Genomic DNA, 13,419 nt, shown 5'->3' on the forward strand with positions numbered 1-13,419 from the left:
GTCTGAATAATACTATACCAAGGACTGAAATGAATGAATTCAATCGAAGGAGGGTGATGAAATGGCGATTCTATCAACTGGGCCCATTGAGAATAATATTTCAGGAATAACGGGGATCCGACCAACTCAATCCGTTACGGTCAAAATCGATAACCGGAATGCGACAGATGTGTTCACAGTGCTTCTTCGGGGCTATTACCTTAATGGAGTCAGAACATTATATGTAGAAGAACTGCTCAATGTATCACCTAATCAGGTCATAACCAAAGTTTATAATGGGAATTTTGATGCTTTTGAGTTTGTATTTTCAACCTCAGACACGGCTGCTCCAGAAGCACAAATATCCGTATGGGGTAAAAATGCCGCAGGCGAATTAGTCGCGGCTCACCGATTGGTATCCCAGGAGTTATTGGGAGAAACGCTGAGCACAACGGGTGTAACTGGAGCCACTGGAGCCACGGGTATTACGGGAGTAACAGGAGGCACCGGAGCTACTGGAGTGACAGGAGCTACGGGAGTAACGGGAGGCACTGGGACCACCGGAGTAACAGGAGCCACGGGCGTTACGGGAGTAACGGGAAGCACCGGGGTCACCGGAGTAACAGGAGCGACGGGCGTTACGGGAGCAACGGGAAGCACCGGGGCTACTGGAGTGACAGGAGCCACTGGTGTTACGGGAGCAACGGGAAGCACCGGGGCTACTGGAGTGACAGGAGCAACGGGCGTTACAGGGGCCACCGGAATAACAGGAGCCACGGGTATTACGGGAGTAACGGGAAGCACTGGAGCTACTGGAGTGACAGGAGTGACAGGAGCGACTGGTGTTACAGGAGCAACGGGAAGTATCGGGGCTACCGGAGTGACAGGAGCCACGGGCATTTCTGGAGTAACGGGAAGCACTGGAGCTACTGGAGTGACAGGAGCGACTGGTGTTACAGGAGCAACGGGAAGTACCGGGGCTACCGGAGTAACAGGAGCCACTGGAGCAACCGGTACAGCAGGGCAAGGGTTGTCCTCTTATGCCTATATTTTTAATACTTCAGCTCAAACTGTAGCTATTGAAGCGGATGTAATCTTCGACAGCAACCAAAATCTTACTAATATTACTCATGCGCCCAATACCGCTGCGATTATTATTGGTAATGCCGGGGACTATGCGGTGTTTTTCAACGTTGCAGGTGTGCAGGCAAACCAATTCACCCTTTATCAAAACGGAGCCCCTGTAGGTGGCAGTGTCTATGGTTCAGGAGCTGGGACTCAACCGAATCCAGGCATGGTCATTATTACGGCTGCTCCCGGTGATGTGCTGACATTGCGGAATCATTCCAGTGCATCCGCTGTTGATCTGCAAACCCTGGTGGGCGGATCACAGATCAATGCCAATGCCTCTATCCTTATTCAACAATTAAGTGGTTAACTTTTAAATAATAAATGGGTGTGTCCAGAAAAATAGACATTTAAAATTGTGGTTCTATCTCATAATTAGTGGTTGACAGTCTTCGGGCGCAAATCATGGGAAGTTCTCACTTTAATAATTTTCGCATTAAAAGAGTCATAATATAAAGTCTAGCCACTCAAAAAGAGAGGCTAGACTTTAGCTTAATTAATAGTTAAGTTCTCTCATTAAAAACATTATTACCGCCTATGATTCCTGTAGATCTCATAATCATCCTCTAGAACGCTGAAGTTCGTTAAACTTTGCATTTTTGTTTATCGCTTTAATATGCGGTGGGGGCGTTAGCGCTTGGAGCCAGAGAGCCCCTTTTCGTTATTGTATAACTCTGCTACAGCCTTGGTTTAAATGCATCTCGATGTTCTCTCAGGAATGCATCAAGTGAGCGCGGTGCTCTGCCAAGCAAGCGTTGAACCATATCCGTCGGCTTCTCTGGCACAACGGTAGACATCGTCTGAATTTCCACAACGTGGTCTGCAAGCCAAGGAGGCATCTGTCCATGTTCGATCAGATCCGTTCGAAGCTCCTCGGGTTTGAGGTTGAGGAATCCGATCGGTCGATTGAACAGGGTGGACATTTTATCTGCAATCTGTGCATAAGTGAATGCTTCGGAACCGGTAAGCGTATAGATGCGGTTCACTGGTTTGTCTCTAGTCAGAACTTCTGTAGCAATATCTGCGATGTCTCGGCAATCGATGAAGTTGCACGGGGAATCTCCAATGCAGCCGAAGAATACATCTCGGGTTGTAATGGTTGGTGCAAGTCGGAGCAGATTTTGCATAAAAGCATAGGGCCGCAGCATCGTATATGTCATCCCGGATTTCACTAGAGCTTGCTCGATTTGTTCATGCCAGCCTGCTACAGCTACTGGTGAACGTTCGTCATATGCTGGGCTGGATATTTTGACGACATGTTTCACTCCCTCTTGCACAGCCATCTGAATAATGGATGTCTCTAGTTCCACTTGTTTAGGGGTGTTGGATAACGCTAGAAATAGTTGACTGGTACCCTCCAAAGCTCTGCGCATCGATTCGGAATCATTTGCATCGGCAGCACAGATTTCAATCCCGGACAACGACAAGTCCGCCATTTGTTGACGAAGCTTATCCGGCTTTCTACTTACTGCCCGAACGGGAATATCTCTTTTCATCAAACGTCTCAAAAGTGCATTTCCAATCATGCCTGTTGCTCCAATAATAGTAATCATGTTTCAATCTCTCCTTATAATGAACTTGTTTATTTGATAATGTAAGCTCGCCAGCGCCATGTCATGATCGTACAAGCTATTGCACCGGACAATGGAAAATCGAACCCAATATGATCCAACCAAGCCCATGAAGAACTCGGGTTTACGATCTGCAATACATTAGAAATCCCCCACGCCGCCACCAAGCCAAACCCTGCGCCTGCAAGTGCCAAGCAGCCCACGACAACGATTCGGGGTGCTTTCGCCACCCACTGTGTGCGGTTCTTACGGTTACGAAGCCAGAGTCCGGCCCATAGAGCCATAAGTAGAGACGCCCCTCCAATCGTTGTTAAAGCTCGTAACTGAAGGACTTTATCAGCGGTAACGATTCCCCCGATGCTTGCCATGATGGCAGGAGACAAGTAGGCCGGGATTAATTCACGCCACAGCACAAAAGGTTTTGGGGGAGGATTAGCGGCTCGGTTTGGATAAGCTTCCTCGGAATGAATGGGGTCATTAAGGTTAACCATATCACTACTCCTTTTTTGTTTAGAAATCACTGATTTGCTTTCATTTATATATAATTAGGAGCCTAACTATATGGGGATGAAAATGGGCTAGTTGAACTAGCCCGGTTTACCTTTCTTCGTTATGCTCCTAGGATTTTGGTTCGGACAAGTCGTGTGACTCATCTGTAAGTGCAGCAATACCTTGTGTTACACGCCCCAGCAGGTTGAGAAACACACTCCTTTCCTCGATCGTAAGTAATCCGACCATCGCTTCCAGTCTAGCAAAATGTTCAGCAGCCATATCCGTTAGTTTCTTCGCACCTTTGGCGGTCAAAATGACTGACTTCTGACGACCATCAACGGAACTCGTCCGACGAGCAACCAGTCCGTCACGTTCTAAAATCTCGATTAGACCAGTTACGGTAGCACGGGTTACACCCAGATTTTCCGCCAGTTGGGAGGGCAGTTCTTCTCCTTCATGATCTTCAAGATCTGCCAACAGACGATATCGACCTGTCGATAAACCGAATCTGGAGAAATGGATTTCCGCAGCATGCCCAAGTTTGGCTCCTGCTACCATCAGTCTGGATGCGACAAGCACGGCTTGTGCATCCACGTCTAATTGATAGCGATCAACCTGACGCTTCGTTTGTACTAACGAAGGGATGAGGTACATATCAGTTGTTGATTTGTTTTGATTGTCCATACATATAGTATGGTGCCTAACTATATAGTTGTCAACTTTTGTTTAGACCATTCGTCAAGTTGGATGCTCTCGTAAAGTGTTCGTACTGAAAAAACCATGTGCCCAGAAAAAAAGAGGCGACATGGTTTTCTTTTGTCTTTTTTCATAAATATTGATCCAACTGGAAAATAACTATCGGAACATATTCTTAACGACCATCCAGAGATTAGCCGGTTTTTCGGCCAAACGGCGGGTATAGTACGGATACCACATGGTGCCATAAGGTACGTAACAGCGAATGCGATAATCTTCTTTGGCGAGACGTTCCTGTTCGCTCATCCGCAGACCATATAACATCTGGAATTCAAAGGCATCCGGCGAGATTCCCCGATCCTTGGCGTATTGTTTCGTCCAGTTAATGATGTGATCATCATGCGAGGCAACCGCAGTGTACACACCCTGATCGAGGTGATTACGAATCATCGTTTTGAAGTGATGAATGACTTCAGAAGTATTCTGATAGGCGACTGATCCGGGTTCTTTGTAAGCACCTTTAACCAGCCGAAGCCGAATACCTTCCCGAATCATATCACGTGTATCTTCTTCGGTGCGATGCAGGTAGGCTTGCAATACTGTGCCTGTATTATGCAGTCCTTCCGAGTGCAGTCTTCGGACAATATCCAGCGTCGCTTGAGTAAATGGACTATCCTCCATATCAATTCGAACAAATAGATCATGTAATTTGGCTTGTGCGGCAACGGTACGGATATTTTGGTAACCCTCTTCCGGGTCAAGTGCGAGGCCCATCTGGGTTGGTTTAAGCGAGACGTTGGAGTCTACGCCTTCACGTGCAATGCCTTCTACCAGGCGTACATACTCATCCCTGTACAATGCCGCTTCGCTCAGGCGGGTGATGCCTTCACCCAGATGATCGAGCGTAGCCATAATGCCTTTGTTATTGAGTATGCGGATCTCTTGGAGAGCTTCTTCCAAGGTGTTTCCTGCAATAAATTTGCCTGCCAGCTTCTTACCATATCTAATGGACAGGTTCTCTACAGCTTTGTTGCCTGCCACGGTTAATAAGGTTTTGCGATATATTTCCGTTCCCACACTCATTTTCGTTTCCTCCTTCAGCATTGTGCATCCTTAATTCAAGCAAGAAACGTGCCAGATTTGGCGATGGTCTACTATTTTTCATGGAAATTTTAACTTTATAAAAAGGAATCAAAAAAATCTGGGGATAACAGCGATCGGAAGGTTATTCTGTCATCGGAGTGGCCCGTGTGAATTTTCTTTAGTTAAATTTAACGAGAAAAATATTTCAGTCTCAACCGGAGTTGGCACGGATTTTGCTACATATATTTGGTGATGAGTAACATGCAAAATAATTTAGGCGAGCAGCCAGCGAATCTTACATCCTGAAGGAGGAATCATTGATGAATATCCCTTTTGTTAACGAACCATTCACACCCTTTGCAGTCCAGGCGAACCAGGAAGCATTTGAAGACGCACTTCGTCAGGTAGAAGCTGAACTTGGGCAGGAATACCCGATTATTATTGGTGGGAAAAAAATAACAAGCAGCCGCACGTTAACTTCCGTGAACCCCGCAGCCAAGAATCAAGTTGTCGGAACGATCCATCAGGCAGATCGAGAATTGGCCGAAAAGGCCATTCAGACAGCGGCGGAGACATTCCACACATGGAAACATACTTACCCGAATGAACGGGCCCGTTATCTATACAAAGCAGCTGCCATTATGCGCCGTCGCAAGCATGAATTCTCCGCATGGATGGTCTATGAAGCCGGCAAGACTTGGCCTGAAGCGGATGCGGACACAGCGGAAGCCATTGATTTTATGGAATTCTATGCACGGGATATGCAGCGACTGAGTGAACCGCAGCCCCTCGTGCGGATTGCAGGGGAAGATAATGAACTGAGTTATATACCGCTGGGTGTTGGTGTTGTTATTCCACCTTGGAACTTCCCACTGGCGATTATGGCAGGTATGACCTCTGCTGCACTGGTATCCGGCAACACGGTAGTATTAAAGCCCGCCAGCACAACTCCGGTGATTGCCGCGAAGTTTATGGAGCTGCTCGCAGAAGTTGGTCTGCCGGATGGCGTCGTGAACTTTTTACCTGGACCAGGCAGTGAAGTGGGTGATTATCTTGTGGATCATGCGCTCACCCGGTTTATCAGTTTCACCGGTTCCCGAGATGTAGGACTGCGAATTAATGAACGTGCAGCACGTACTGCTCCAGGTCAGAAGTGGATTAAACGGGTTATTGCAGAGATGGGCGGCAAGGATTCCATCGTAGTAGACAGTGACAGTGATCTGGAACTCGCGGCAGAGTCCATTACCGCTTCGGCATTTGGTTTCTCAGGACAGAAATGTTCGGCGTGTTCCCGTGCCATTATTCATAAGGATGTATATGATGAAGTATTGCAAAAAGTGATTGAACGGACACAGAAACTGACGATGGGCAGTCCACTTGAAGTTGGCAGTCAGGTTGGGCCGGTTATCGATGACAAGGCATATGCAAAGATCACGGAATATATTGAAATTGGCAAGGGTGAGGGGCGTCTTGTGCACGGTGGCGGTACAGGGAACGTTGAAGGTTATTTCATTGAACCAACTATAATTGCCGATGTGGACCCGAAAGCCCGAATTGCTCAGGATGAGATTTTTGGACCTGTGCTTGCGTTCATCAAAGCAGAATCTTTCCAGGATGCTTTGGATATCGCCAATAATACAGACTATGGTCTGACCGGCGCGGTGATCTCACGAAATCGTGAACATCTGGAACAGGCAAGACGTGAATACTTTGCGGGTAATCTTTATTTCAACCGGAAATGTACCGGAGCACTGGTGGGCACACATCCATTTGGCGGATTTAACATGTCAGGCACGGATTCCAAGGCAGGTGGAAGAGACTATCTACTGCTGTTTACACAGGCGAAGCTGGTATCGGAGAAATACTAGACAGAAACCCATGATCCGACTAAAAACTTCTTACATTTGCTTGAATAGTATGCTATTATCCCTGCAAATCCTTTTGTTCGTATAAGAAACACAGATGCTTATTGCCGAAGGTATAAGGAGGGTAACGGATGTTGGGTGTTCAGTTGGTACAGGAACAACGTATTCGGCTGTCCATCACGCCGGAGATGAAACAATCCTTTCATTTGCTAACCATGTCTGGCCAGGATCTGACCCGTTACTTGCTGGATGCGGCGGAGGAAAATCCAGTACTCGAACTGGAAGAACAAGCCGCGCCCCTCGCCCGGATTCCGCGGCGAATGGATCAGCGCAGGTATGGTTCCTATGATCCGCTGCTTCAGGCCAAAGGTGCCGAACCTACTCTGGAACAATTGCTGATTGCGCAAATTCGAGTGATGACAATTCCAGACGAATTGGAAAATATGGCCGTATATTTGGCAGGGTGCGTTAATGATGATGGTTATCTGACGGTTGAACTGGCAGAGGTGCAAGCAACACTTGAGCTTCCGATGAGCAAGATTGCAGCGGGACTGGATCTTCTCCAATCGCTGGACCCTGCTGGTGTAGGGGCGCGGAATCTGCAAGAATGTCTATTGCTCCAGATTAGACGTGATCCATCAGCAGCGCTGAATGCGGAGTGGATGGTGGAAGCGGGATTGGAAGCACTGGTTCCTTTTCACCCAGGTAGAACAGGGAGTCGATTAGGTATGACTTCACGGGAAGCTCAGACTGCCTATGACTATATTACACGTCTGGACCCCAAGCCCTGTCGATCGATCGGATGTACGGAACGGCCACATTACATTATTCCGGATGCCATTGTTGGGTTGCGTAACGGTGAGGTCCATTATAGTCTGCATGCAGCAGGTAACCCTCGGGTATCGATGAATGAAGCGTGCTTCCGCTGGATCAGGGAAGAGGCTCCCGACGCAACCTGGTCTACCCGCGTGACAGAAGCGAGGGCTATCATTCGGAGTGTACACTTGCGGCGCAGAACTTTAGTGCGTGTGCTGGCGGCAGTGATGGAAGAGCAGAAGCACTTTTTGGTCAAAGGCCCATCCGGGCTAAAACCGCTTAATCTGGCTGTTATTGCAGAGAAGATTGGCATGCATGAATCAACGGTAAGTCGTGCGGTGAACGGTAAATACATTGAGACCCCACATGGTGTATATGAACTCAGGGCTTTTTTTGCCTCGGGAATCAGTACAACGTCAGGGGATAAAACATCAGCATCAGCGGTGAAACGTAGATTAAAAGAAATCATTCGCACGGAACAGGCTCAGCGTCCATACTCGGATAGTCATTTGTCCACATTCCTCGCCGAGGAGGGGATTGTCATCTCCCGCAGAACGGTTGCCAAGTACAGGGAGGAACTTCAGATTCTACCTTCCCTTGAGCGTAAACGTTGGGCTTAATCGAATAGCTGGCGTCTTATTATCTCTGAATACAAGAACCCCCGCAAACCGGATAAACGGTATGCGAGGGTTCTTGTTAATTATTTGTGTTTGGGTTGCTGCATTAGTTTTCCTGATTACCTACAAACGTTCCATATTACGCAGGAAGTGTTCTCCGGCAATCCCTGGTGTAGTCATCTGTTCCGGATGAAGAATCTCTTCCAGTTCTTCCGGTGTCAGCAATCCGCGTTCGAGAATAATCTCTTGCAAGGAAAGTCCAGTCTTGAGTGCTTCCTTCACAATGGAAGCTGCCACATTATAACCTAAGTGCGGGTTCAACGCCGTAACCACACTGAAACTTTGCTTCATGATTAATTCGCAGCGCTCACGGTTAGCTTCCATCTCTTCAACTGCATAACGCGTGAAAACATCGATGCCGTTATTCATAATTTTCAGCGATTGCAACAAGTTGAACGCAATAACGGGGCCCATGACATTCAGCTCGAATTGACCGGCTTCACACGCCATACAGATCGTATGGTCGTTCCCCATCACCTGGAAGGATACCTGGTTAATGACTTCTGCCATAACGGGGTTGACTTTGCCCGGCATAATGGACGAACCTGGCTGACGCGGTGGCAGGCGCAATTCATTGAATCCTGCACGTGGACCTGAAGCCATCATGCGAATATCATTACAGATTTTGGAAAGGCTAACCGCACATACCTTCAGCGCCGCTGAAAGTTCCAGATAGGCATCTGTGTTCTGCGTTGCATCCACGAGATCCTCAGCTGTTTGTAGTGGAAGTCCGGTAACATCAGACAGGTGCTCTGTAACCTTGACGATATATTCGGGTTTGGCATTGAGTCCTGTACCTACCGCAGTTGCACCCATGTTAATGGTAAGCAAGCGGCGATTGGCGAATTCAAGACGCTCAATATCCCGTCCGATGACACGGGCATAAGCTCCGAATTCTTGTCCAAGGCGAATAGGTACGGCATCCTGAAGATGGGTACGGCCAACCTTGACCACATCGTTAAATTCCACTTCTTTTTTACGGAACGCATCCTGTAGTCTTCTCATGGTAGCGAGTAACGTCTCCGACAGTTGGTACGCCGCAATGCGCAGTGCTGTAGGAACCACGTCATTAGTAGATTGGGACATGTTCACATGATTATTGGGATTGCAATGGAAGTAGTCTCCCTTGCTTTTGGTTAACAGTTCCAGCCCGCGATTGGCCAAAATTTCGTTCATATTCATATTCATGGAGGTGCCTGCACCGCCCTGAATGGAGTCTACAATAAAATGATCCAGATGATGGCCTTTCATCATTTCTTCAGCCGCCATGACGATCACATCGCCAATCTTGCTCGGCAGCATCTTCAACTCCATGTTGGTAATCGCTGCTGCCTTCTTCACCGCAGCCAGAGCCGTGATCAGCTCACGGTGTACCGGAACGCCGGTAATCGGGAAGTTTTCCACGGCCCGTACCGTCTGAATTCCGTAATAAGCATAAGCCGGGATTTCTTTTTCACCGATAAAATCTTTCTCCGTCCGTGTGGACATAGTAGACATCTCGTTCGCCTCCAGTGGCATCAATAAAAATAGTTCGGCTTCAGCGTTGCTGAAGCGCACTCAGTATATCATTTAAGCAAAATGGATGCCAATCTAAATCATTTGGCCTCTTGTGCCGATAATAAATAAAATTAGGGATATCCAAGCTTGTCTTATACATTATGCGCTATATGGTAGAGAAGTCATGCATGAACGGCAAGTATGAGGGGAAATAGAACGTTTTCAGTGATGTATATCACATGAAATTTGGTACTTGATTGGTAAAATAGGAAAAAAGGACTACGGGGTGTGCACATGAAATGGACTTTAGGAGCAAAGACTGTCGCAGGTCTGGTACTGATTTCGATTATTACCTACGGAACTAGCGGCTTTTTTATATTTTTTGTCAAAGACTGGGTTACGTTAGATATTCCGAATTGGGTATACATATCGATTATCCTGATCATGGGAGTATGCTGGAACGGGATTCTGGGATGGTTTGCCTCACGCTGGCTGACTCGTCCAATCGTTCATCTGTCCCGGGCTGCACAGCAGGTTTCAGCGGGAGATCTGACAACCGAGATTCCGCAGCGACGCACGCAGGATGAACTTACTGTATTATATGATGCTTTTCGCGCAATGGTTTCTAACCTTCGAAGCATTGTAAATGATATTGCAGACAGTACAAGAACGACTTCACAGAACGCACAGTCTCTGAGTGAAGCGATTACCCAGGCCGCTGAACAGATCGAGATGATGTCGGATGCGGTGGATCATATTGCAGTAGGCGTAGAAGAGCAGAAGGTCACTTCCCATCAATCTCTGATCACTGCGGATGAGATGCTGAACGATTTTCAGCGTATGCATAGCCAGTCTATGGACATGACAGAGATGTCGGGTCAGATGGAACGATCGGTGGATCATACAAAACAGACTTTCTCATCGTTGATGAAAGGGATGGACGAGCTGGCCGAGTCCCACAATCGTTCCCGCGACATTATGTTGTTGCTGGAGAAGGAAGCCTCCGATATCGAGGTAATTACCCAGTCTGTCAAAAACATCGCAGAGGAAACAGGGTTACTTGCCCTGAATGCATCCATTGAGGCTGCACGAGCTGGCGAAGAAGGTTCTGGTTTTGCAGTCGTGGCGCAGCAGATCCGCAAGCTGGCAGACGAAAGTAAGGAATCGGTACACCGTATTAATGAGCTGATTAGTCGTGTGCAGCAGCGGATCAGGGAGACAGCCCAACTGTCTCATGAGCAGCATGGTCTCGTGGTTAATGAATCGGAGCGGACCGTCTCTGTGGATCAGACGTTGCATGAACTGACAGGAACAGTGGAAGTATTTATGAAGGGTGCGCATGATATCGGTTCCAAGATTGCAGAACAGACCGGTCGCGTGGAGCAAACGCACGGTCATGTGAAGAAGATCCAGGGGAAAGCCGGATCGTTCTCGGATGAGGCGAGACGAATTATGGATGCCGCACACGAAGAGACAGCCATCATGGAGGAGATTTCATCCTCGGCTGAAGAACTGAGACAATTAACCGATCGGTTATTGGACAAAACCAAAGCATTCCGGATGCAGCCTTAAGCTGTGTTCGGGATTTTTTTTGTTTTTGGAGCACAGTTTTGGCATGATAATTTGCTTATTCTGGTTAAAGCAGAACGTTCTTTCGTGAAAACGAAAATTTGTAAAGATTATTTTATGAAAGATTAACAAATTCGCAACTTGCGGGCGATAAATGAAGATATAATAGGATTATCATAACAGATAAAGGAGCCCAGTATATTGAAAACTTGGACAGGTATCCTGCTGATGATTATTTTGGCGGTAGCTACGATTAGTACAACTTCGGCTGCCAGAACCATGAATGAATCGCAAAAACAGCTTAACATAGATGATCAATCCAGCCAGACCGCAGTGGGCGAGGCTTCCAATATAGATAAACTGCATGACACAGCGAAGACAACACAGGAATCGATTCCCGTGAAAGAGGAATACGTTTCGGTAGCTCCAGAGAATGAGAAGGTCAGATTATACCCTATGAAAGTTGAGGGTTCAGGATATATATATAACGGAATGATTTTGGAAGTGGACGGCAAAACGCGAGAATTTAGTGATTGGCAGGGAGAAGGCGGGTCTTACAAACCCGAAGTGCACGAGTTGGATCTGAATGGAGACGGCCAGAAAGAAATTATCGTTTTGTACACGGAAGGTCATGGAACAGGTATTTATTTGGGACAAGCACGTATCATTAATCCGGTAACGCTGGAAGAGATGAAGATGCAATCTCTGGATGAGATTGCGAAACAACATGTGAAGTCAAAAGTTACGGTTAGATCAGACCGTGTGGATGTTGATGTCGCCGTTGATGGCGTTCAAGCAGAACCTTTACGGATCGAGGAAGATACGAGTGGCGGCGTATATAACGAAGAGTTGGGGTTCGGTGGAGTTACCTATTACAGTGTAGAGGATGGCCAGCTTGTCGTATCAGCAGCAGGATCTTACGGTGCGGCTTTGTATGCGGGTGATCTGACATTTGCTTATGAGTATCAAGATGGCGAGTGGAAGGCCGTAGATTTGAAGTACAGCATGGAAGTGTATGAAGAAGAATATTATGAATCTTTTGATTGATATCATCCTGTTGATATCATAGTGCAGTGGGAATTAAAAGTCTCGATTGTGGAGTTAAGTGAACAACTGACAAGAATATCTTCCTTTCTCCGTATACGGACAATGGGAAACAGGGCGAGGCTGAAAAAAATGGGGACATACAGCCTCGTTTTGTGCTGCCCGGAAATAGGCAATGTGTACTAAAAATGCAGTAAACAATTGACATTATCACTTTAGTCGTTTAAATGTATAAAGGACAAATCATTTTAACATTCAGGAGGGATTTTGATGAAGAAAAAAGTTGTACTGGGTTTGATGGTAGGTACACTAACGCTTGGGATCGGAACAGGTGCACTCGCAGCAACAGGGTTGGAGCAGATTAAAGCCTATCTAAACAGCAAGATTACGCTAAAAATGGATGGTGCCACGGTGACAGCCAAAGATGCCAATGGTAAAACAGTGTTGCCTATCACTTACAACGGAACGACTTATTTGCCTGTGCGTGCTGTGGGATCTTTGCTTGGGACAGAGATCACTTATGACAGTGCAACTTCATCCGTCCTGATTGGCGGAAAGAATGGATCTGAGCCCGTAACCAACGGAAAAGTAACGCTGAGTGCACTTGGAACATCCGTACTGGGATCTACCGCTTGGCACACCAAAGATCCTAAGGATACCACATATAAAGGCAAGGATTACAAGGATGTTTATCTGCATAATGATCCTACGAAACAGGGGGATGATATCCAGATTAATACGGGTAAAAAGTATTCTTCTCTGCACTTGGAACTTGCCGCGCTGAAAGGAAATCAGGAGATTCATATCTATGATCAGGATCTCGCGACACTCAAAAAGTTCAATATCACTCCAGAAAGCGGTATGATGAGTCTAGATGTGGATGTTAAAGGTACAGACGCTGTCTATGTAGAGATTGTATCTGAAGATCCGGGTTCGGCTCTGTTTGTACCGCTCACAACATCGTATCTGACGAAGTAAAACACAATCTGCAAGTTTGCGACC

11 protein-coding genes are annotated in these 13,419 nt (G+C 47.0%); 6 read left to right on the forward strand and 5 right to left on the reverse strand.

Annotation, left to right across the window (positions count from 1 at the left end):
- Positions 1 to 61: 61 nt before the first annotated feature.
- The gene (locus PAEAM_RS05355) at positions 62 to 1,417 is read left to right on the forward strand and encodes a collagen-like protein (RefSeq protein ID WP_100526903.1); all 1,356 of its coding nucleotides are present in this window, start codon (positions 62 to 64) and stop codon (positions 1,415 to 1,417) included.
- Positions 1,418 to 1,784: 367 nt separating this feature from the next.
- Here the strand turns inward: PAEAM_RS05355 and PAEAM_RS05360 are convergent, their stop codons facing one another.
- The 4 genes from PAEAM_RS05360 to PAEAM_RS05375 all read right to left on the reverse strand — a co-directional run bounded on the left by PAEAM_RS05360 (position 1,785) and on the right by PAEAM_RS05375 (position 4,949).
- Complete coding sequence (locus PAEAM_RS05360) at positions 1,785 to 2,660, reverse strand: SDR family oxidoreductase (RefSeq protein ID WP_100526904.1); 876 nt, start codon at positions 2,658 to 2,660, stop codon at positions 1,785 to 1,787.
- A gap of 29 nt (positions 2,661 to 2,689) precedes the next feature.
- Positions 2,690 to 3,169, reverse strand: coding sequence for a hypothetical protein (locus tag PAEAM_RS05365; protein WP_036672385.1), 480 nt, complete (start codon positions 3,167 to 3,169; stop codon positions 2,690 to 2,692).
- A gap of 127 nt (positions 3,170 to 3,296) precedes the next feature.
- Positions 3,297 to 3,854, reverse strand: a complete 558-nt coding sequence (locus PAEAM_RS05370) for a MarR family winged helix-turn-helix transcriptional regulator (RefSeq protein ID WP_051449834.1) — start codon at positions 3,852 to 3,854, stop codon at positions 3,297 to 3,299.
- Positions 3,855 to 4,025: 171 nt separating this feature from the next.
- On the reverse strand, positions 4,026 to 4,949 hold the full coding sequence (locus PAEAM_RS05375) for a proline dehydrogenase family protein (protein ID WP_100526905.1): 924 nt from the start codon (positions 4,947 to 4,949) through the stop codon (positions 4,026 to 4,028).
- A gap of 320 nt (positions 4,950 to 5,269) precedes the next feature.
- Here PAEAM_RS05375 and pruA point away from each other — a divergent pair, with 320 nt between their 5' ends.
- A complete protein-coding gene (gene pruA, locus PAEAM_RS05380) occupies positions 5,270 to 6,817 on the forward strand; it encodes an L-glutamate gamma-semialdehyde dehydrogenase (RefSeq protein WP_100526906.1) in 1,548 nt (515 codons plus the stop codon).
- 128 nt (positions 6,818 to 6,945) lie between these two features.
- Entirely contained in the window at positions 6,946 to 8,250 is a 1,305-nt protein-coding gene (rpoN, locus tag PAEAM_RS05385; RefSeq protein WP_100526907.1) for an RNA polymerase factor sigma-54, read from the forward strand.
- A 120-nt stretch (positions 8,251 to 8,370) separates the two neighbouring features.
- Here the strand turns inward: rpoN and PAEAM_RS05390 are convergent, their stop codons facing one another.
- Positions 8,371 to 9,804, reverse strand: coding sequence for an aspartate ammonia-lyase (locus PAEAM_RS05390; RefSeq protein WP_100526908.1), 1,434 nt, complete (start codon positions 9,802 to 9,804; stop codon positions 8,371 to 8,373).
- Between the two features lie 294 nt (positions 9,805 to 10,098).
- Between PAEAM_RS05390 and PAEAM_RS05395 the strand changes: the two genes are divergently transcribed.
- The 3 genes from PAEAM_RS05395 to PAEAM_RS05405 all read left to right on the forward strand — a co-directional run bounded on the left by PAEAM_RS05395 (position 10,099) and on the right by PAEAM_RS05405 (position 13,395).
- Positions 10,099 to 11,376 carry a methyl-accepting chemotaxis protein gene (locus tag PAEAM_RS05395; protein WP_100526909.1) on the forward strand — a complete coding sequence of 426 codons (1,278 nt, stop codon included), beginning with the start codon at positions 10,099 to 10,101 and terminating at the stop codon, positions 11,374 to 11,376.
- A gap of 198 nt (positions 11,377 to 11,574) precedes the next feature.
- The gene (locus PAEAM_RS05400; protein ID WP_100526910.1) at positions 11,575 to 12,420 is read left to right on the forward strand and encodes a hypothetical protein; all 846 of its coding nucleotides are present in this window, start codon (positions 11,575 to 11,577) and stop codon (positions 12,418 to 12,420) included.
- Positions 12,421 to 12,687: 267 nt separating this feature from the next.
- Positions 12,688 to 13,395 carry a stalk domain-containing protein gene (locus PAEAM_RS05405; RefSeq protein ID WP_100526911.1) on the forward strand — a complete coding sequence of 236 codons (708 nt, stop codon included), beginning with the start codon at positions 12,688 to 12,690 and terminating at the stop codon, positions 13,393 to 13,395.
- The last annotated feature ends 24 nt before the right edge of the window (positions 13,396 to 13,419 follow it).

The organism is Paenibacillus sp. GM1FR (assembly GCF_002803315.1).
In the GTDB taxonomy this organism is placed as follows: Bacteria; Bacillota; Bacilli; order Paenibacillales; family Paenibacillaceae; genus Paenibacillus; species Paenibacillus amylolyticus.